21 protein-coding genes and 3 pseudogenes are annotated in these 18,569 nt (G+C 64.9%); 12 read left to right on the forward strand and 12 right to left on the reverse strand.

The window, feature by feature from the left end; translation table 11 throughout:
- The 3 genes and pseudogenes from BMX36_RS20515 to BMX36_RS20525 all read right to left on the reverse strand — a co-directional run.
- Positions 1 to 598 (reverse strand): annotated as a pseudogene (locus BMX36_RS20515) (IS481 family transposase); the annotation flags it as partial.
- 112 nt (positions 599 to 710) lie between these two features.
- Positions 711 to 1,991 carry a cytochrome P450 gene (locus tag BMX36_RS20520; RefSeq protein ID WP_093068394.1) on the reverse strand — a complete coding sequence of 427 codons (1,281 nt, stop codon included), beginning with the start codon at positions 1,989 to 1,991 and terminating at the stop codon, positions 711 to 713.
- Positions 1,992 to 2,019: 28 nt separating this feature from the next.
- The gene (locus BMX36_RS20525) at positions 2,020 to 2,340 is read right to left on the reverse strand and encodes a 2Fe-2S iron-sulfur cluster-binding protein (RefSeq protein WP_093068397.1); all 321 of its coding nucleotides are present in this window, start codon (positions 2,338 to 2,340) and stop codon (positions 2,020 to 2,022) included.
- 105 nt (positions 2,341 to 2,445) lie between these two features.
- On the opposite strand from BMX36_RS20525, the gene BMX36_RS20530 reads away from it, so the two are divergent.
- Together BMX36_RS20530 and BMX36_RS20540 are read left to right on the forward strand one after the other, a co-directional pair.
- Complete coding sequence (locus BMX36_RS20530) at positions 2,446 to 3,063, forward strand: TetR/AcrR family transcriptional regulator (protein WP_093068399.1); 618 nt, start codon at positions 2,446 to 2,448, stop codon at positions 3,061 to 3,063.
- Positions 3,064 to 3,402: 339 nt separating this feature from the next.
- A pseudogene (locus BMX36_RS20540) lies at positions 3,403 to 3,663 on the forward strand (transposase); the annotation flags it as partial.
- Positions 3,664 to 4,162: 499 nt separating this feature from the next.
- On the opposite strand, the gene BMX36_RS20550 reads toward BMX36_RS20540, so the two are convergent.
- The 4 genes from BMX36_RS20550 to BMX36_RS20565 all read right to left on the reverse strand — a co-directional run bounded on the left by BMX36_RS20550 (position 4,163) and on the right by BMX36_RS20565 (position 6,085).
- The gene (locus BMX36_RS20550; protein ID WP_046407082.1) at positions 4,163 to 4,663 is read right to left on the reverse strand and encodes a hypothetical protein; all 501 of its coding nucleotides are present in this window, start codon (positions 4,661 to 4,663) and stop codon (positions 4,163 to 4,165) included.
- A gap of 43 nt (positions 4,664 to 4,706) precedes the next feature.
- Positions 4,707 to 5,270 (reverse strand): recombinase family protein, encoded by a 564-nt coding sequence (locus tag BMX36_RS20555; protein WP_093068402.1) that lies wholly within the window; start codon positions 5,268 to 5,270, stop codon positions 4,707 to 4,709.
- Between the two features lie 160 nt (positions 5,271 to 5,430).
- On the reverse strand, positions 5,431 to 5,850 hold the full coding sequence (locus tag BMX36_RS20560; protein ID WP_093068405.1) for a DUF2442 domain-containing protein: 420 nt from the start codon (positions 5,848 to 5,850) through the stop codon (positions 5,431 to 5,433).
- The gene (locus BMX36_RS20565; protein ID WP_093068408.1) at positions 5,837 to 6,085 is read right to left on the reverse strand and encodes a DUF4160 domain-containing protein; all 249 of its coding nucleotides are present in this window, start codon (positions 6,083 to 6,085) and stop codon (positions 5,837 to 5,839) included. The genes BMX36_RS20560 and BMX36_RS20565 overlap by 14 nt, the downstream gene beginning before the upstream one ends.
- Before the next feature lie 41 nt (positions 6,086 to 6,126).
- Here BMX36_RS20565 and BMX36_RS20570 point away from each other — a divergent pair, with 41 nt between their 5' ends.
- The 4 genes from BMX36_RS20570 to BMX36_RS20585 all read left to right on the forward strand — a co-directional run bounded on the left by BMX36_RS20570 (position 6,127) and on the right by BMX36_RS20585 (position 8,767).
- Positions 6,127 to 6,744, forward strand: coding sequence for a transcription elongation protein SprT (locus BMX36_RS20570; RefSeq protein WP_256210953.1), 618 nt, complete (start codon positions 6,127 to 6,129; stop codon positions 6,742 to 6,744).
- A gap of 72 nt (positions 6,745 to 6,816) precedes the next feature.
- A complete protein-coding gene (locus BMX36_RS20575) occupies positions 6,817 to 7,470 on the forward strand; it encodes a ParA family protein (RefSeq protein WP_093068411.1) in 654 nt (217 codons plus the stop codon).
- On the forward strand, positions 7,470 to 7,817 hold the full coding sequence (locus BMX36_RS20580) for a hypothetical protein (RefSeq protein ID WP_093068437.1): 348 nt from the start codon (positions 7,470 to 7,472) through the stop codon (positions 7,815 to 7,817). Before BMX36_RS20575 ends, BMX36_RS20580 begins: the two co-directional genes overlap by 1 nt.
- Positions 7,814 to 8,767, forward strand: coding sequence for a replication initiator protein A (locus tag BMX36_RS20585; RefSeq protein WP_024021610.1), 954 nt, complete (start codon positions 7,814 to 7,816; stop codon positions 8,765 to 8,767). The genes BMX36_RS20580 and BMX36_RS20585 overlap by 4 nt, the downstream gene beginning before the upstream one ends.
- 571 nt (positions 8,768 to 9,338) lie before the next feature.
- Here the strand turns inward: BMX36_RS20585 and BMX36_RS20590 are convergent.
- The 5 genes from BMX36_RS20590 to BMX36_RS20610 are packed head-to-tail and all read right to left on the reverse strand — an operon-like array spanning position 9,339 to position 12,289.
- Positions 9,339 to 10,907: a type IV secretory system conjugative DNA transfer family protein gene (locus BMX36_RS20590; protein ID WP_093068414.1), complete on the reverse strand. Its 1,569-nt coding sequence runs from the start codon at positions 10,905 to 10,907 to the stop codon at positions 9,339 to 9,341.
- Positions 10,907 to 11,191: a hypothetical protein gene (locus tag BMX36_RS20595; protein WP_093068417.1), complete on the reverse strand. Its 285-nt coding sequence runs from the start codon at positions 11,189 to 11,191 to the stop codon at positions 10,907 to 10,909. The genes BMX36_RS20590 and BMX36_RS20595 overlap by 1 nt, the downstream gene beginning before the upstream one ends.
- Positions 11,172 to 11,414, reverse strand: coding sequence for a conjugal transfer protein TraD (locus BMX36_RS20600; RefSeq protein ID WP_093068420.1), 243 nt, complete (start codon positions 11,412 to 11,414; stop codon positions 11,172 to 11,174). Before BMX36_RS20600 ends, BMX36_RS20595 begins: the two co-directional genes overlap by 20 nt.
- A gap of 16 nt (positions 11,415 to 11,430) precedes the next feature.
- Positions 11,431 to 11,757, reverse strand: a complete 327-nt coding sequence (locus BMX36_RS20605) for a conjugal transfer protein TraD (protein WP_093068422.1) — start codon at positions 11,755 to 11,757, stop codon at positions 11,431 to 11,433.
- A gap of 13 nt (positions 11,758 to 11,770) precedes the next feature.
- Positions 11,771 to 12,289 carry a hypothetical protein gene (locus tag BMX36_RS20610; RefSeq protein WP_143058635.1) on the reverse strand — a complete coding sequence of 173 codons (519 nt, stop codon included), beginning with the start codon at positions 12,287 to 12,289 and terminating at the stop codon, positions 11,771 to 11,773.
- Between BMX36_RS20610 and traA the strand changes: the two genes are divergently transcribed.
- From traA to BMX36_RS20640, 6 genes and pseudogenes are all read left to right on the forward strand, one after another.
- Positions 12,275 to 15,175, forward strand: coding sequence for a Ti-type conjugative transfer relaxase TraA (gene traA, locus BMX36_RS20615; RefSeq protein ID WP_093068428.1), 2,901 nt, complete (start codon positions 12,275 to 12,277; stop codon positions 15,173 to 15,175). The genes BMX36_RS20610 and traA overlap by 15 nt on opposite strands.
- A gap of 11 nt (positions 15,176 to 15,186) precedes the next feature.
- On the forward strand, positions 15,187 to 15,885 hold the full coding sequence (locus BMX36_RS20620; RefSeq protein WP_177179233.1) for a DUF6118 family protein: 699 nt from the start codon (positions 15,187 to 15,189) through the stop codon (positions 15,883 to 15,885).
- 1 nt (position 15,886) lies between these two features.
- On the forward strand, positions 15,887 to 16,330 hold the full coding sequence (locus BMX36_RS20625) for a very short patch repair endonuclease (protein WP_093068431.1): 444 nt from the start codon (positions 15,887 to 15,889) through the stop codon (positions 16,328 to 16,330).
- Entirely contained in the window at positions 16,296 to 17,483 is a 1,188-nt protein-coding gene (locus BMX36_RS20630) for a DNA cytosine methyltransferase (RefSeq protein WP_256210954.1), read from the forward strand. The genes BMX36_RS20625 and BMX36_RS20630 overlap by 35 nt, the downstream gene beginning before the upstream one ends.
- Positions 17,480 to 18,313, forward strand: a complete 834-nt coding sequence (locus tag BMX36_RS20635; protein ID WP_093068434.1) for an Eco29kI family restriction endonuclease — start codon at positions 17,480 to 17,482, stop codon at positions 18,311 to 18,313. The genes BMX36_RS20630 and BMX36_RS20635 overlap by 4 nt, the downstream gene beginning before the upstream one ends.
- Positions 18,314 to 18,370: 57 nt before the next feature.
- A pseudogene (locus BMX36_RS20640) lies at positions 18,371 to 18,569 on the forward strand (hypothetical protein); the annotation flags it as partial.

Raw genomic sequence — 18,569 nt, forward strand, 5'->3', positions numbered from 1 at the left:
GAATGCCATTGTCCGTCAGGATGGTGTGGATGCGGTAGGGTACGGCTTTCAGCAGGTGTTCTAGGAACTCCCACGCTGTCCGCCTGTCAGCCTTGTCGACCAGCTGGGTGACCGCGAACTTGCTGGTGCGGTCGATGCCGACGAACAGGTACAGTTTGCCTTCGGCGGTCTGCACCTCGGCGATATCGATGTGAAAGAAGCCGATGGGATAACGCTTGAAGCGCTGGCGCTTCGGTTTGTCGCCCTCGATATCCGGCAGGCGGGAGATGCCGTGCCGCTGGAGGCAACGATGCAACGCTGACCGGGTCAGATGCGGGATCGACGGCTGCAACGCGTAGAGGCAGTCGTCGAGCGGCAGCAGGGTATGACGGCGGAACGCCACCACCATTGCCTCCTCGGCTTCGGACAGGGTGGTGGAATGAGGGGCCTTCGGCCCGGTCTTCAGATCCTCGACCGTCGCCCGCTTCCGCCATTTCGCAACTGTCTTCGGGTTGATCCCCAGCTCACGGCTCAGCGTCGCGAGCGAAGCTTGCGATCGCTGTATTGCTGCTCGGACGGCGTGCGTGGTCGTGGCGCACCCGTGACGTACCTGTCCCATACGGCTTCCTTCCATTCCAACGAAAGGATCGCACCATCAAACCGTGGGATCAAACACCTAGACAACGCGGCCGCTGCTTACCGAACGTTCCTCAAAAGAGTGGGGCAAAATTTCAATAGCGGCGCGGGATGACGACGCGCATCGATTCATAGCCCTTCACGAAGTTCGAGCGCACCCGCTTGGGCTCCGCGACCACGTTGATCTCGGGAAAGCGCTTCATGATCTCTTCCCACACGATCTGCAGCTGCAATTCGGCGAGGCGATTGCCGACGCAGCGGTGGACGCCGAAGCCGAACGAGATGTGCTGCCGCGGGCGCGCACGATCGATGATGTAATCGTTCGGACGCTCGATCACTTCATCGTCGCGGTTGCCCGACACGTACCACATGACGACCGTGTCATCTTTCTTGATCTGCTGCCCGCGGAACTCGACATCGCGGGTGGCGCGGCGCTTCATGTGCGACAGCGGCGTTTGCCAGCGGATCGTTTCCGACACCATCGACGGCAGCAGCGACGGATCGGCCATCAGCTTGGCATATTGATCGGGGTTCTTGGACAAGGCGTAAACCGAGCCGGTCATCGTGTTGCGGGTGGTATCGTTGCCCCCCACCGTCAGCAGCATCACGTTGCCGAAATATTCCATCGGCGACATGTCGCGCGTCGCGGGATCATGCGCGAGCATCGAGATGAGGTCGCCCGTCGGCTCGGCGTTGACGCGCTCATTCCACAGCTGTGTGAAATAGGCATGATAGTCGCGGAAGATGCCCATCTTCTGCTCGCGTGTCTCGACCACGCCATGCCCTGGCTCGGCGGTGACCACGTCGGACCAATAGGTCAGCTTGCGGCGATCCTCCTGCGGCATGCCGAACAGCGTCGCGAGCGTCATCGCGGTGAGCTCCATCGACACCTTGTCGACCCAGTCGAACTCCTCGCCGATCGGCAGCCCGTCGAGGATCGCGGCGGCGCGCTCGCGGATCAGCGGACCCAGGATCTGGAGGTTGGTGGGCGACACCGCGGGGCTTACCGCCTTGCGCTGCACGTCGTGCTTGGGCGGGTCCATCGCGATGAACATCGCCAGCCCTTCGAGTTGCGGCGTTTCGCCGGGCGCAAGCGGCGGGACCATCATGATCCCCGGCTCCGACGAGAAGGTCTGGTGATCGATGTCGACCGCCATGATGTCGTTATATTTGGTCACCGACCAGAACGGCCCATAAGCGCTTTCGGCAGTGTAATGCACCGGCGCCTCGGCGCGCAGCCGCTCGAAATTCCACCACATCTCGTCGGCGGCAAACAGCTCAGGGCGTGACGGATCCAGCTTGTCGAGCGGGGTCGCGTAAGCGGCGTCGCGGGCGGGATTGGTGGCGGCGAAGGCGGCAGTGGCGGCGGTGCTCATGCGACGGGTCCTTCCAGGATGATGGGGCTCAGTGCTGACTTTCGGGCATGGTGACGACCAGCCCGTCGAGCGCGGGCGTAACCTCGATCTGGCACGACAGGCGGCTGTTGCTTTCCACGTTTTCAGCAAAGTTCAGCATCTCGGCTTCCTGCTCGGTGCGCTCGCCCGTCGCCGCCAGCCAGTCCGGATCGACATAAACGTGGCAAGTCGCGCAGGCGGCGGCGCCGCCGCAATCGGCATCGATCCCGGGCACGCCGTTCTTCACCGCGCCTTCCATCACGCTCCAGCCGTCGGCGACCTGCTGTTCATGACGCGTGCCGTCGTGTTCGACGTAGATGATCGTTGCCATCGCTTCCTCCCCGCCCCATCCCGTCAATGACATGGATGGTTTTTCATATCGCTACAGCTTGTGTCGCTTCAGCCATTACTTGCGGCGTAATCTTTATTGGCAAGCATGACAATAGACGTCGAGCAGCCTGTCCGCCGGCGCCGGCCCGCCGACCAGGTACGCCAGCTTGCACTGGAATGCGCACGACGATTGCTGCTGCAGCACGGACCCAGCGCGATCACGCTCCAGGCAGTGGCAGGTCAGCTGGGCATGACGCATGGCAACGTGACGCACCATTTTGGCAGCGCCAACGGGTTACAAGGGGCGCTGGCGGAGGCGATGATCCGCGATCTGGTCGATGCGGTGCAGGCCGCACTGGCGGGGCTGCGCGCAGGTGAGACCGATGTGCGCGACGTAATTGACCTGGTCTTTGACGCGTTCGACGCGGGTGGTGCGGGGCAGCTGATCGCGTGGCTGGCGTCGTCGGGGCACCGCGACCGGCTGGTTCCCCTTTGTCTGACGGTAGCCGAACTCGCCACGACGCTGGAGCATCCCGCTGTGGACCAGCAAGCCGAGGCGAGGCGTGTGGGAAGGACCATCTCCGCCGTGATCGTGCCGGCACTGGGCGCAGCGCTGCTTGGACGTGAGCTGGCCGGCGCGCTGCGCTTGGGTGACGACGCGTTCCGCGTGCTGGCGACCGATCAGATTTCCACGATCGGCGAGGAACAGCCGCCTACGCTATGAAGGTGGGGTAATCGCAGGAGCGAGCTGCCTGGATCAGCGATGGCCTGAATGCAGGTGGCTGGTCGCCGATAGATGAAGGTGTGGGCTTGCGGCTTTGATGCGGCGCCTGGCTCTCCACCCTTTCTCTATATAGCAGCACAAGTGGTGCGGGCGGTGCACCACTTTTGTTGTTTTATGGCCCTCCCGGCGGGGCGGAGTGCACCTTACCCTCTTAGCAACCACAACAGGACGGGGACGATGGATCAAATCGACGGTGTCCGCCGTCAGCGCCAATGGCACAGATTTGAGGTTGTGATGTAAGGAGGATCTGGGCTTCGTCGTAGTGACGAAGGAACGAAGATGAAGCCCAGATCCTCCAATGCAAAATCGTCGACGAAGGCCCCTGCAGAGCAGGTGGTGAAGGACATCCGGCGCCAGACCCGTCGCCACTTCTCGGCCGAGGACAAGATCCGCATCGTGCTGGAAGGCCTGCGCGGCGAGGACAGCATTGCCGAGCTGTGCCGCAAGGAAGGCATCGCACAGAGCCTGTATTACACCTGGTCGAAGGAGTTCATGAAAGCTGGCAAGCGGCGCCTGGCGGGCGACACCGCCCGCGCTTCGCCTTCAACGATCAGAATGGTGTTGCTGCCGATCGGCTTGCTCTGTCCCACGCCGTCTACTCGTTCACTGTTGCGGCATCTCCAAGCCGCGCTTCCAATTCAAACACCAAACCCTCCGGCCGGTATCGAAGCTGGTGCCCGGCAAGAAACGGGCGCCAGAAGTACCCTTAGGATATTCGAAGGGCAGCCAGTAGGCGCTCAGGCGGTAGTAGCTGACATGGCGTAACCAGTGCTCGGCCCGCACCACGTCGGGGATTGCCATGCCTTCGGCCTGGAGGTGTTGGAGCTGCTGCGCGATCGTCGTCGCGGGTTTTGTGAAGGGGCGTGGCACCCATCCTGCTTAGCAGGGCAAAAAAAGACCCGCCAAGTGTGCATACCCTTGCGGGCAGAGGCCTGGCGGGTTCGATTAACCCCGAGATATGAGCGAAAACCCAACAAAGCAATAACGACTAGCCCGTTTTTGGGGCGGCCCCTTGCAGCAGCTACGATCTGGCCGTTCTTCACCGAATCCAAGCATGAATCGATGAGCTACCATCGAGCATGCTGAGCGGGGTGGGCGTGATCCAGTCGGCGCCCAACACGGGATAAGGTCCGTAGAACAAGTCGCCAAGAGCGCGTCGATAGTGCGCATTCATCCAGCGCCGGCGCCGATGCTCCGGGCCATCGTGGATCATGTGACACCGCTGGCACAGTGCCGCCAGCTGGTGGAGCGTGCTGTCGCTAGGGTCGTGGTTGAGGTGCGCACAGGCCAGCACCACCGGCGTCCACGCACCGTGCACCAGGATGTCCTCTGTCGGCCGTCGCACGCGTCGACCTTGGCCATCGCGCCAGCAATGCCGCTTCCGGTCCCACCATCGTCCATCCCGCATATGGAATACTTTTTGCCCATGGGGGCGCCCGCAATGCTCGCAGCATCCCCCTGCCCGCACGAAGCGCACATGATGCGAGAGCTGGGGCCAGTCGATCGGATACAGGAACACATGTTCGGGACGGATCGGCATCAGGCCTCCCCCTCCGGCGCGTCGGGCTGCGGGGTGGTCAGCATCACGGGGTCAATGCTGCGGCGGTCAGCGCCCGGTAGAGCGTGGCATGGTGACACTTGAGGAGCTTGGCCGCTTCCCGCACCGACGTGCCCTCGCTCACCAACCATTCGCCAAGGGCAATCTGATCGGGGGTGAGCTTGGGCGGGCGGCCGAACCGGACCCCCCTCGCCTTCGCCGCGACCCGCCCGCTGCTGGTGCGCTGGTGGATCAGCTCGCGCTCGAACTCGGCGATGCCGGCGAACACGGTCAGCACCATGCGACCCGCAGGCGAGGTCGTATCCGCCCAAGGCTCGGCCAGCGAGCGCAGGCCGGCGCCGACCTCCTTCAGCTTCTCGGCAATGTCGAGCAGGTCGCGAGTGGAGCGTGCCAGCCGGTCGAGCCGCGTCACCACCACCGTGTCATCGTCGCGCAGCTGCTCGATCATTTTGGCCAACTCGGGCCGATCACGCTTCGCGCCCGACACCTTCTCCTCGAACGCCCGCTTGCACCCCGCCTCCTTTAACGCGGCGCGTTGCAACCGGAGATCTTGGTCATCAGTGGACACACGGGCGTAGCCGATCAGCATGTCGCAAAACTGTATCAGAAAACAAGTATTATGCTATCGACTTTTGCGACGCCAGCGTACGAGAGAATACGAGCGTTGAGGGCGCTGTCGCGAAACTCAGAATATCTGCGACACCAACTAAGCGAATAAGCTACTAAGCGACAAACTACTTTTCGCCCTTTTAGGCTCCAGCAGCCATCGGTTTCCGAGGCCGCCCGCCCTTGCGGCCGTTCTCGCGTGAAGCGGCGATCTTGGCTGCGGTGCGTGACCGTCCTCCTTCGGCACCGAGCTGGCGGGCCATCCATCGCTTCGATCCGAACACGCCCTGCAGGAGCGCGGGCACGTAGAGGTCCGCGTCGAGCCTGGGCCAGTGCAGGCCGAGTCCGGCGGGGCTGATCTCGATTTCGGCCAGGCTGTCCGGCGAGGCATCCGCCAGCCCTTCCGCGAGTTGGGTCGGGAAGGTCAGTTCGACGCCGGTGTTGAGTGCCACGACCACCCGCGAACGCCGCCGGTCATAGCGCGCCGATACGGCATGACCAGCCTCGCGCTTCGCCGCCATGCGCTTCTCCGCCTTCGCCAGATCGCGCTCAGTAATCGCCATGTATCGTCCTCCATTCCGCGCACAGGGCGGCGATTGCGGCCGCCAGGGCATCGGCGACTTGGTTCAGGTCGGCCAGCCTGAACCCATAGCTCTCGCGCAGCTCCGGAGGTCCGCCGGGGCAATGCAGGTTGAACACCGCCTCCCCGTCTGCGCCCTTCACATGGACGTGCGCCGGCCGATGATCATTTGGCCAGATCACGACCCGCAGGCCGTTGATGCGCAGAACGGTAGGCATGGCCGATCCTAGCAGAAACCCAAGCGCTAGGGAATAGTTGCATGGCGGCGCGTCCCTGCGGGACCGCGCTCTATCTCCGCTTGCGCTCCGACCGAGCCGCCATACCGGCGTCTCGTCCCTGCCGGGTGGCGATCGGCTTCACCAGCAGGGGAGCAAAGGGCAAGGCGATCGGCGAGTGCTGGGACAACCGGCGCATCGGCGACGGCCACTTCGAGATATTCATCCGGCCTGACCTCGCCCACGCCCCCGACGCGATGCCGGCGCAGATCGCCGCGATCCTCGCGCACGAGCTGGTCCACGCGGCGGTCGGGATCGCGGCCGGACACGGAAGAGCGTTTAAACGGGTCTCAGTCGGGCTGGGGCTGGTCGGGCCAATGCGCGCCACCACCCCCGGGGGCGCCTTCCTTTCCGCCATTGCACCGATCCTCGCTGCGGTCGGTCCCCTTCCCCATGCCAGACTCGATACAGGCAGCGCGACTACTCGGCCCAGGAAGCAGGCGGTGCGGATGCTGAAATGCGAGTGCTCGACGTGCGGCTATACCGTCAGGACCGCGCGCAAATGGCTGGAGACAGCGGGCGCGCCTTTGTGCCCGGTTGAGGGGCACGGCCCGATGCGCCACGATCCGGTCGGCGACGGAACTGAAGACGAACATGGCTAAGCGACTAAGACCCTTTACGACTAAGCGGCTAAGCTCCATAAGTCGCTTAGCCGCTTAGTAGGAGCAGCAGCTATGCAAGTATGGGCCGTCATCGCGCAAAAGGGCGGGCAATCCAAAACCACCCTCTCAACCGGATTCGCCGTCGAGGCGGCGCGGGAGGGGGCGTCGGTCGTTATCCTCGATGCCGACGATCGCCAAGGATCGGCGCTCTACTGGTCCGAACGCCGCGACGACGACGACGTGATGGTGAAGGACAGCAGCGTTGCCGGTCTGCCGCTCCACGTCTCGCGCGGGCGCAGCAGCGGCAAGATCGACCTCATCATCATCGACACGCCGGCGAACTCCAAGGACATTGCCATGCTCGCAGCCGAGCAGGCGGATTTCGTCATCATCCCTGTCGCGCCGCGAGGGCTGGACGTTCATTCGGTGTTGCAGACTGTCAAGCAGGTGCAGCAGGCAGGCACGCCGTTCGCCGTTATACTGACGCAGGTTCCGCATCAGGGCGGGGAGGGGCAGGAGGCCCATGCCGGCTTCGCAGCGAAGGGCGTGACGATGTTCGACAGCCGCCTCCACTTCCGCAAGGATTTCTACAAGGCCACGCCGCTCGGCAGAACGGCGGCCGAGACGGATCCGGACAGCAAGGCGGCGGCCGAGTTGCGCGCCGCCTATGACGAGGCTAAGCGACTAAGCGGCTTTACGACTAAGCAAGTAAGCGAGGTTGGATGATGGCGAAGAAAACTTCCGCGCTCGCCGGCATCTTCGATGACGAGCCCGAGGCACCGGCACCGGCACCGGCACCGGCATCGGCTCTCGTTGCCGATGCAACTCCCGCGCCGCAGCCTGCCGTCCCGCGTCGGTCGCGGCGTGCGGCGGACACGTCGGCCCCGGCAGCACCTGCCCGGCGCAGCAGCCATCCCGGCAAGAAGCCGGTGCTGATCCACATTCCCGAAGACATGCACCGCACACTGCGCCAGCTCAGCGTCGAGGAGGGCGGGGAGCCCCTTACCGTTATCACCGAGCGGTTGCTGCGCCAGTATCTGGTCCAGCGGGGACACACCAGGTTTGCGCCGTGAGCAAGCGGCGTGATCCCAATCCCGAGTTCGACCTGTTCATTCCGGCGCTCGGTGATCTTCCGCTCAAGGACCAGCGGGAGGTCATGGAGCGCCCGTTCTTCTCGCTCCAGAAGCGCAAGCGGCTGAAGCCGATCGAGTATCGCAGCCCGGATGGCGAGGCCTGGGTGCGCGTCCAGGCCATTCCCGACTACGGCATGGCCACAATCTGGGACGCCGATATCCTGATATGGGCCGCGTCCACGCTCAACCGCATGAAGCAGCAGGGGCTGAACGACCTGCCCCGCACGCTGACAACCACGCCCTACGACCTACTGCGGGCGATCAAGCGCAGCACAGGGGGCAGGGACTATCAGGAGCTGCAAGCTGCGCTCCTCCGGCTCCAGACGACTTCGATCACAACTTCGATCCGCGCGACGAAGCGCCGGCAGAAGGCTGGCTTCAACTGGCTCGACAGCTGGACCTTCGACACCGACGCCGAAACGGAGCAGCCGCGCGGCATGACGCTGACCCTCTCGGATTGGGTCTATGAGGGCATCGTCAACGAGAAGTCGCTGCTCACCATGCACCCCGACTATTTCCTGCTCTCCGGAGGGCTGGAGCGGGCGCTCTATCGTATCGCGCGAAAGCACGCCGGCACGCAGCGCGGTGGGTGGACTTGCCGGGTAGAAGTGCTTCGCGACAAGACCGGCAGCGATGCCCAGCCCAAGGAGTTCAACCGGATGCTTCGGCGGGTGATCGAGGCCGACCAGCTCCCCGACTATGCGATGGAGCTGACCGAGACGACGGACAAAAGCCCGGCCGTGTTGTTCAGGCTCCGCGGCGAGGCCGAGGCACTAGCGCTCGCCGAGAGAATGCGCGCTGAGGAGGAGCGGCGCGCCCGTTTCGACGCCGAGCGCAAGCGGGCCGAGGAAGTCGATGCACAGATGGACCGGCTTGCCGGCCGCCGCTGACTATCGGGGTATCACACACCGCAAGCCCAACTATCGGGGTTTCACACACCGGCCAGCGATGCTGCCTGAACCCTGACATGCTTCGGGCGATGCCGGAGCCACCAGCCAGGCTGTGGATAACTGGCGCGGGAGGCCCCTTTTCGGCTCCAGAATCTCGGGGTTTCACCCACCTTGGCGTCGGGGTATCACCCACCGCACTATCGGGGTATCACACACCGAATCACGGGGTTTCACCCACCGGGCTGTCCGGCAAGCGGTTGATAAACAAAGCAAGATTCCGCTTTTTGAGCGGCTTAACTTGTTTAACGATTCCTATTTAACAGAATCTCTTAACGACAAGGCTCACCCAAAACCGTGGACCTGAGAAGGGCAAGCGGAATTGGCCTACGGCCAATGCGCCTTCGATCCGTGCCGGCTAACACCGCCACCAGAGCGGCCTATCGGCCGCAGGGCTTCCGAAAGAAGCCAAGCGAAACCGGCGGTGTGTGCCTTCAGCGCTCCGCCAGCGGAGATGTGCGGTGAGGCGCTACCTCAAACCTCGCCTTCAATCTTCCCCGGCCGGTGTGTGCGATCACGCCGGATCGAACAGGTCGGCGAACTCGCGCTGGTCATAGTAGCGAACCTTGCCGGCCCAGAGCGGACGTTCGCCCTGGTGCAGCAGCAGGAGCGTGTCGGTCGGCATCCGCATGATTTCATCTGGCATGACGAGCCGCCGCGCCGTGACATGCGTGCTGACGCTTTCCGAGGGACCGGCGCGATTTTCACCCCAGCCCGTGCCGCGCGATGTGCTGAGGGTCGCATATTCCAGCGTCGTGTCCCCGATCGTGCGCGAGAGCATGTCGGCGGTGGCATGGTCGTTGACCCCGAACGTCTGCACCACGCCGGCATTGGACAGGAACGTGCCGGCCCGCTCGCCATAGAGCGCGCGGAGCTGGTGCATGTCCTGGAGGATCGGCCAGAGCTGGAGGCCATAGCCAGCCATCAACCCCATCGCGCGTTCCACCGGCTCCAGGCGGCCGAGCGCCGCGAACTCATCGAGCAGGAACAGCACGGGGCTTGCCGGGCGGGCTGGGGAGCGCGCCATGTCGGTGACGGCCTGCGCGACCAGCAGCCGCAGCCAGCGGGCATAGGTGTCGAGCCGATCGGGCGGCAGGCACAGGAACACGGTGCCGGGCCGCTCCTTCAGGTCCGCGAACCGGAAATCGGACGCCGAGGTGCTTTCGACCAGACGCGGGCTGTCCATGAAGTGGGTGTGGCGCTGCGCCGAGGACAGCACGCCGGCGGCTTCGCGACCGGATTTGCCGAGTTGGCGGTTGGCGGCGCGCGCGATCAGGCCATGCGCGCCGGTGCTCGCCTGCATATCCGCCAGCAGCGCGGCGAAGCCGGCAGGATTGCGAGTGAGCTTGTCGCGCACGGTGGCGAGCGTCGCGCGGGCAGGGGGTTCGTGGACGACGGTGTGCAGGATCACGCCGGCGATCAGCGCCTTGGCTTCCTCGTTCCAGTGCGCCTCGCCCGATTGTCCCGGCGCGTCATGGACCAGTGCATCGGCGATCGTCTGCGCATCTTCCGCGAGGTCCGGGCTTGCGGGATCAAGCTGCGCTAGAGGGTTGTAGCGGGCCGCTGGACGGCCGGAGACGCCGAAGGGGTCCAGGCACCACACAAGGCCCTTCCTTGCCCTCGCACGGGCCGTGACGCGGGCATTCTCGCCCTTGGGGTCGATGCAGACCACCGAGCGGTCGAGCAGCAGCAGATTGGGGATGATCGTGCCGACGCCTTTCCCTGAGCGGGTGGGTGCGATCGTCAGCAGGTGCGCCGCGCCGTCATAGCGCAGCAGCTTGCCGGACTCCTTGGCGCGGCCGATCAGCAGATCCCCGTTCGCCTCCAGCTTGCGCACGTCGGCGCGATTGCCGAAGCGCGCGGAGCCCAGCAGCTCGTTGCGGCGGTTGCCGGCGCGGCTGTTGATCCACCAGGTCGCGCCGATCAGGCCGACCAGGACCAGGAACGACACCGTGCCGGAAATCTGCCCGACGCCGAAGATGCCTTCCAGCCATCGCGCGGTCGCATAGGCCGCGACGAACGCGACGACGATGGCGAGCCGCCAGCTGATCGGCCGACGCCCGCCGATGAGCGGCCCCGCCATCAGCAGGCCCGTTCCAGCGGCGTGATCGCCAGCGCCGGATCGGCATCGGGGTGGCCGAGCAGCTTGAGGATGATCTGCGTGGCGAGGGCAGGGGGCACCGCCTCGTCGCGCAGCATGTCGAACAACACCTCGTCGTCGGCGCTAAGCGTCATGCCCTCGATCGCGAGGTTGGCGCGGGATTCGGCATCGGCTTCGCGCCATTCCGCCACGTCAGCGGGTGTGCCGCGCTTGAAATCCAGTGCGCGAACTTCCGAGCGGATCGCCTCAATATCCAGGACCGCCATCGCCTTTCTCCATCGCTTCGCTTTCCGCGTCGAACGCACGTTTGCCGCGCCGCCTCCATAGCGCGAGCGTGTCGCCGCCATCGTCACCGCGAGCGCGGCCGACCAGCTCCAGCAGCGCGCCATAGATAGTGGCGCGATCGTCGTCGGCGAGATCGACCAGGCCGGCCTTCTGGACGAGGCCGCCCAGCTCGATCAGATGGCGGGTGCGTTCGCGCCGTTGCACGACCCAGCCCCGCGTATCAGCCCGACGCCGCGCCGCTTCCAGACGCTGGATCAGCGCCCGGTTGCGCGTTCCCGCCGTCGCTGTTGCAGCCAGCAGTCCGGCTACCTTTGCGCCCGCGCCGCTGAAAGAAAGCGGAGCCCTTCGCGCGCCACACCTCCTTCGCTTCCGCATTCTTGGACGCGACAGCATCGAGCAGCGCGCCGGCGAGCGTTTCCATGTCGAGCGTATCGGCCCCGGTGGCGGTGACGAGTACCCCAAGCTGTTCGGTGCGGCGCGCCTTGATCGTGCGCGCACGCTCCTCCAGCGCCTTCAGTTCGGCATCGTAGTCCCGCACCTTTCGCATATCTGTTTCTCCCTCAGAAGATCGCGAACACGAGATGAAGCACCGCTGCCAGCTCGGCGGCGGTAAGCGGCTGGTCAATGTGGCCAATCACTGCGCCGGCATCATCTGTAATCTGTCCTTCCACGAAGGTCGCAAGCTGAGGGCCTGACGTTCCGGCATAAACCTTGCCGCGATCGAAGCGAGCGAGTTGCATGCTGCCCATGCCTTTGAACACGCGATCACCAGCAATGTAGAGGAGCTGAATCCGGCCCGAACCGCCGTACACCTTGTCATTGTCGATCGACGCGATCTGCGTGTCACCGTCACCCTTGAGCAAGCGCAAGCCGTGGATCGTGGCGACAGGTGCCTCGCCTGCTTCCCTGCAAATCCGGATCATCGTCATATTGCCTTCCTTGAAGGATAGCATGCCAGCCTCACGGAGTGACGACAAGTCAATCAACAGGAACGAAGTGAGTGATGAGTGCGCGCTTATACGTCGTTGCCGACGTGCGCTAAGAAGTGCATCATGGAGGTCGCGATGGCGATCTATCATTTCAGCGCCAAGGTCATCAGCCGCGCGAAGGGCTCCAGCGCCGTCGCGTCCGCTGCCTATCGCTCGGCATCGCGGTTGTTCGATGAGAAGCTGAACCGCCATCACGACTTCTCGAACAAGGCCGGCGTCATCCACTCCGAAGTGCTATTGCCGCAGGGCGCGCCGGAGCGTTTAAACGACCGCACCGCGCTCTGGACCGAAGTCGAGGAAGGCGAGAAGCGCAAGGATGCTCAGCTTGCCCGCGAGGTCGAGTTCTCGATCCCGCGCGAGATGAACGAGAAACAAGGCGTCGCGCTCGCCCGTGATTTCGTCGCCGAGCAGTTCGTGAAGCGCGGGATGGTCGCCGACCTCAACGTGCATTGGGACAAGGCGAAGGACGGCAGCCCGAAGCCGCACGCCCATGTCATGCTGTCGATGCGCGACGTGGGACCGGACGGGTTCGGGCAGAAGAACCGCGACTGGAACGGCACCGAGCTGCTTAAGGAATGGCGCGAGGCGTGGGCGGCCCATGTCAACTTGGCGATGGCCGAGCTGGGACTGGAGGGGCGGATCGATCATCGCTCCTATGAAGACCAGGGCATCACGCTGGAGCCGCAGCACAAGATCGGCCCGGCGGGAATGCGCCGGCTCGATCGCGGCGAGGATGCCGAGCGCGCCGAGGATCACCGGCGGATCGCGCGGGAGAATGGCGAGAAGATCGCGGCCGACCCGCGCATCGCGCTCGACGGTATCACACGGCAACAGGCGACCTTCACCACCCGCGATCTTGCTACGTTCGCCTTCCGTCATTCGGACGGCAAGGAGCAGTTCGACCAGGTGATGGCGGCGGTGCGCGCCAGTCCCGAGCTGGTGGCATTGGGCATGGACGGGCGCGACCAGGAGCGGTTCACGTCCCGCGAGATGATCGCCACGGAGGCGCGTCTGGAGAAGGCCGGCGACGAGCTGGCGCGACGCGACGGGCATGGCGTGTCCGAGCGGCACCGTGTCGGTGCGCTGGGGGCTGCCGAGGACCGCGGGCTGGTGCTGTCGGGCGAGCAGCGCCACGCCTTCGATCATATCACCGAAGGCCGCGGGCTGGCGTCGGTCATCGGCTATGCCGGCACCGGCAAGTCGGCGATGCTGGGGGTCGCGCGGGAGGCATGGGAGCGCGAGGGCTATCAGGTGCGCGGGGCGGCGCTGTCCGGGATCGCCGCCGAGAATCTGGAGGGCGGATCGGGCATCCGGTCCCGCACCATCGCCAGCCTCGAACATGGCTGGGCGCAGGGACGCGACCAGCTCACCCGCAACGACGTGCTGGTGCTGGACGAGGCGGGCATGATCGGCACACGCCAGATGGAGCGGGTGTTGTCCCATGCCCGCGACGCCGGCGCCAAGGTGGTGCTGGTGGGCGACCCCGAGCAGTTGCAGGCGATCGAAGCCGGCGCGGCGTTCCGGTCGATCGCCGAGCGCCACGGCGCGGCGGAAATCACCGAGGTCCGCCGGCAGCGCGAGGACTGGCAGAAGGATGCGACGCGCGCACTTGCCACGGGCCGCACGGCCGAGGCGATCCACGCCTATGATGACCGTGGCATGGTTCACGCGGCCGACACGCGAGAGCAGGCAAGGGCCGAACTGGTGGATGGCTGGGATCGCCAGCGTCGGGCCGATCCCGACCAGACCCGGATCATCCTCACCCACACCAACGCCGAGGTCCGCGAGCTGAACGGGGAAGCGCGCGACCGGCTGCGCGCGAGCGGTGAGCTGGGCGAGGACGTGGCGTTCGCGGCCGACCGTGGTGCCCGTGACTTCGCGGCCGGCGACCGGCTGATGTTCCTGCGCAACGAGCGGTCGCTGGGGGTGAAGAACGGCACGCTGGGCACGATCGCGCACGTCACGCCGGAGGGCATGACTGTCCGCCTCGATGGCGGGCGCGAAGTGACGTTCGCGGCGAAGGAATATGCCCATGTCGATTATGGCTATGCGGCGACCATCCATAAATCGCAGGGCGTGACGGTCGATCGCGCGCATGTGCTGGCGACGCGGGGGATGGACCGGCATGGTGCCTATGTCGCCTTGTCCCGGCACCGCGAGGGCGTGCAGCTCCACTATGGCCGCGACGACTTCACCGATCAGCGCCAGCTCGCCCGCGTCCTGTCGCGTGACCGCGCCAAGGACATGGCCGGCGACTATGCCGCGCCGTCCGACAATGACTGGGCACGCGCCTTCGCCGAGCGGCGTGAGATCCGGTTCGCGGAAGTCGCGCGAGAGATCGCCGCCAAGGTGCGCGACAAGGCCAAGGGCATATTCGACGGCTTCCGGCCCCGGGCACCGGAGAAGGCGTCCGCGCCGGAACGGGAGCCCGCAACCGGCGGCAAGCCGGACCAAGCCAAGGCAATCGAACGCTATGCGCGCGCCACGGCCGATATAGGCCGGATGCGCGCCAAGGGCCTGCCGGTTCTACCCCATCAGGAGAGCGCGTTGCGCAAGGCCGGCGAGGTGCTGGACGCGAACCGGCCCTATGCCGCGCGCGACCTTGCTTCCGCGCTCAGGCGCGATCCCAGGCTGGTCGAGCAGGCCGCCGGCGGCAACACCGGCGGAGCGGTGCGCGCGATGGCCGAGGAACAGCGCGTGCGGCTCGACCCGGAGGCGCGTGCCGAACGTTTCGTGGAGAGTTGGCGGGGTCTGGCGCGCGAGCGAGCGGGCGGCGACCAGGCCCGGTCCGACAAGGCCGTCACGCGCATGGGCGCGATGGCCGAAGGCCTGCGCCGCGATCCCGAGCTGGCGAAGGCGCTGGAGCGCCGCGCGCCCGAGCTGGAGCTGAAACTGGAGCGCGGCCGAAGCATCGAGAAATCGCTGGAGCAGTCGATCGGGATCGGCCGTGAGCGCGACAGGGGCATGAGCCGATAAGGGAAGACGTGATGGCGGATGATGAAGGGCCGAGTGAAGCCGCGCAGGCGTTTCAGGAGCTGCGCGCGGAGGTGACTCTGATGCGCCGTGCCGTCGAGCGTCTGACGGCCGAGCGCATGGAGGTGCCCGAGGCGCCCGATTATTCCGAAACGCTGGGTGTCATCGCCAACAACATCACAGCCACCGCGCAGCGGGTCGATATGCTGGTGAAAAGCCCGATGCTGGCGATGACGCCGGAGCAGTTCGCGGGACGGATCACCGCGGCGGCAAGCACGGCGCGCCAGGAAGACCGGCAGACGATCGCCACAGCGCGCACCGGCCTGGAGGACGTGACGCGCCAGCTTCACAGCTATGTCGTGTCGGCGCGGCGTGGCGATGAGCAGAACCGCTGGCTGATGTGGAGCGCGATCGGCGGTGTGGTGTTCGGCATGATGATATGGGCGGTGTTCGCCGGCGTCGTTGCACGTGCCGTGCCCTCGAGCTGGCAATGGCCGGAAAAGATGGCGGCACGCTCGCTCGACCTGCCGATGTGGGAAGGCGGTCAGCGTCTCATGCGGACCAGCGCGCCTGACGCTTTTGCCAACATCGCCGCAGGTGATCGGATCGTCACCGCTAACCGGCAGGCGCTGGAGGCGTGCCGGAAGCGCGCGGATAAGGCGCGAGAAGCGGTGCGCTGCACGATCAAGATCGAGCCCGAGGCGATGCGTTAGGATGGCGGACACCCTCACCCCGGCAGGCCGCTCCGAGCGCATGAGCCGCATTCGGGGCAAGAACAGCAAGCCCGAGATGCTGGTGCGCCGCATCGTGCATGGCATGGGCTACCGCTATCGGCTTCACGACAAGCGTCTACCCGGTAGCCCCGACCTTGTGTTTCGCGGCCGGAAGAAAGTCATCTTTGTCCACGGATGTTTCTGGCATCGTCATCCCGATCCGAATTGCAAACTGGCGCGAATGCCAAAATCCCGCCAGGATTTCTGGGGACCGAAGCTGGAGGGCAACCGCGATCGAGACGAGCGCAATCGTGCGATGCTGGACCGAGAGGGCTGGCGGGAGCTGGTTGTCTGGGAATGCGAATGCGGGCAAACGGAACACTTGAAGAACAAAGTACGTGGATTTCTCGATGACGACCAAGGAAACGCCCATGCGGGCCATTGAGCTATTTGCCGGCGCCGGCGGGCTGGGCATGGGGATCAGCAAGGCGGGATTCCGTCCCATGCAGGTGGTCGAATGGGATCGCTGGTGCTGCGATACGATTCGAGAGAACCGCAAGGTAAAGGCGGGTGGTATTAGCCATTGGCCATTGCCGACCGAGGGTGACATTCGAGCCGTCGATTTTCGCCATCACGAAGGCAAGATCGACCTTGTGACGGGTGGCCCGCCTTGCCAGCCATTTTCCCTTGGCGGGAAGCATCGAGCACATGCGGACGCGCGTGACATGTGGCCCGAAGCCGTCCGGGTCGTGCGTGAGACGCGCCCGCGGGCGTTCGTGTTCGAGAACGTAAAGGGGCTGACCAGGGCGAGCTTCGCCACCTACCTTGCTCATATCGTCCACCAGCTCACCTATCCGGAACTCACGTTGCGGCCGGGTGAGACGTGGATGGAGCACATGGCGCGCCTAGAGCGTCATCACACCGCCAAGGGCAGCTCGGATGAGCTGCGTTACAACGTCGTGTATCGGGTGCTCAACGCAGCCAATCACGGGGTTCCGCAACGTCGTGAGCGTGTCGTGTTCGTCGGCTTCCGCGCGGACCTTGGCATTGAATGGTCCTTCCCGGAGGCAACCCACTCGCTCGAAGCGCTGCTATGGGAGCAGGTACGAACGGGTGACTATTGGGAGCGGCACGAGATCGCCAAGCGCGACCGGGTGCTTGATCCACGCTTTCGCGCACGCGGCATGACGCTATTGGAGAAGCCTGCGGACAAGCCGTGGCTGACTGTGCGGGACGCGATCGGAGACCTTCCTGATCCCGAGCTTCAGCCGGAACTCGCGGCTTCCTGCCTCAATCATCGATTCCAAGGTGGCGCCCGCAGCTATGTGGGCCACACTGGTAGTCCGCTTGATGAACCAGCCAAGACGCTCAAGGCGGGCGTTCACGGCGTCCCGGGAGGCGAGAACATGCTTCGTCGCGCCGATGGCAGCGTGCGCTATTTCAGCGTCCGGGAGAGTGCCCGGCTACAGACCTTCCCTGACAAGTACCGCTTTCATGGCTCATGGACTGAGTCCATGCGCCAGCTCGGCAACGCCGTTCCGGTGAAGCTCGCGCAGGCCGTTGGGGAGAACGTGGCGAGGCATTTGACCGCCGCATGAGTCGTAAACCCACACCCGCGCCGTCGCCGATCGCCGAACTGCGCGCGAATCTCGACCAGCTCATCGAACAGACGACCTCGACCACCCTGTCGGCATCGCGGAGACGCACGCTTGAGAAGGAAATCCGGGGTGTCATCGAGGAGCTGGGCTCTTTTCTGAACACGCTGGACCCGATCCGGCAGCCTTCGGCGGTGTTTGATCCCAGCAATCCCAAGGTGGTGGGGCGGTTCGTCTCGCTCGCGCTGGTCGCGCAGCAGCGTCACCCGTTGGCCGAGATACCGCGGTTCTATGGCTCCGGAACCTACGCCATCTACTACAACGGTCCATTTCCGCTGTATGCGCCCATCAGCGGAAGCGAGACGCCGATCTACGTCGGCCAGGCCGCGCCCGCGATCAACAATGCCCGTACCCCGCTGGAGCAGGGGCCGCGGCTTTGTGGGCGTCTTTCAGACCACCGTAAGAACATCGGTACGGCCATCACCACGCTCGACCTTGCCGACTTTCAGTTCCGATCGCTGGTCGTTCAGAGCGGCTGGGAGACGGCGGCCGAGGATTACATGATCCATCTGTTTCGGCCGATTTGGAACAGCGAGACGAACATCCTCTATGGCTTGGGCAAACACGGGGATGACGCAACCACCCGGGCCAACAAGCGCTCGCCCTGGGACACGCTACATCCCGGTCGGAAATGGGCGGAAAAGTCCAAGGAAGATGCCAAGTCGCCGGCGACGATCGAGACGGAGCTAAGCCGGCACTTCGAGGAACACCCGGTGTTCCCAGACCTTGAGCATGTCCTAGCTAGCTTCCTAGACGAGTTGCGGCAGGTCTAGGTGTTTGATCCCACGGTTTGATGGTGCGATCCTTTCGTTGGAATGGAAGGAAGCCGTATGGGACAGGTACGTCACGGGTGCGCCACGACCACGCACGCCGTCCGAGCAGCAATACAGCGATCGCAAGCTTCGCTCGCGACGCTGAGCCGTGAGCTGGGGATCAAGGCTGACAGGCGGACAGCGTGGGAGTTCCTAGAACACCTGCTGAAAGCCGTACCCTACCGCATCCACACCATCCTGACGGACAATGGCATTC

The organism is Sphingomonas sp. OV641 (assembly GCF_900109205.1).
GTDB lineage: Bacteria > Pseudomonadota > Alphaproteobacteria > Sphingomonadales > Sphingomonadaceae > Sphingomonas.